The sequence below is a fragment of the Enterobacter sp. RIT637 genome, assembly GCF_019718755.1.
GTDB lineage: Bacteria > Pseudomonadota > Gammaproteobacteria > Enterobacterales > Enterobacteriaceae > Enterobacter.
In genome coordinates, this window is record NZ_JAIHAZ010000085.1 from 1 (window position 1) to 663 (window position 663).

Below are 663 nucleotides of genomic sequence, written 5' to 3' on the forward strand. Positions count from 1 at the left end.
GTAATCGGGCCTTTCAGCGCGTTACGGTCAGCATCGGTCAGCTTGTCGTAGGTTTCGAACCCGTCTTTGGTACGGTATTTCGCCAGGATGGCGTCAACTTTCTTAAAGTTGGCATCCACTTTCGCCAGCAGTTCGCCGTTCTCTTTTTGCAGCTGGGGCCGCAGCAGATCGACAATTTTTTGTGCGCCGTCGACGTTTGCCTGGAAGTCCCACAGGTCGGTGTGGCTGTAGCGATCTTCTTCGCCGCTGATTTTGCTCGCGGCCACTTCTGCAATCAGACCCGCAGCACCACCCACCACTTTCGACGGCGGGAAGGCCAGCTCGCTGATGCGTTTTTGCAGCTCCAGCACGTCGCTGTTGAGCTGATCGGCGTATTTCTCCATCCCTTTGGTGGAGCTATCGCCAAACAGGGCTTTTTCCAGGCGGTGGAAGCCGGTGAATTTCGGATCGGCGGCCTTCTGCTCGTAGTCATCTTCGCGGGCGTCAATGCTGCCATCGAGGTCAGAGAACAGCTCGGCAATCGGCTCGATGCGCTCGTAGTGCTGACGTGTAGGCGCATACAGGGATTTCGCTTTTTCGATATCGCCCGCTGTCACCGCGTCGGTAAAGGCTTTGGTGCCTGCCACCAGGTCAGCCGTCTCTTTGGTGACGTAGGCTTTATAG

General features: G+C 56.7%; 1 protein-coding gene. It reads right to left on the minus strand.

Going from position 1 to position 663, the window contains the following annotated elements:
- The coding region (gene efeO / locus K5E19_RS23305; RefSeq protein ID WP_221553297.1) for an iron uptake system protein EfeO at nucleotides 1–663 on the minus strand (663 nt) is incomplete at both ends.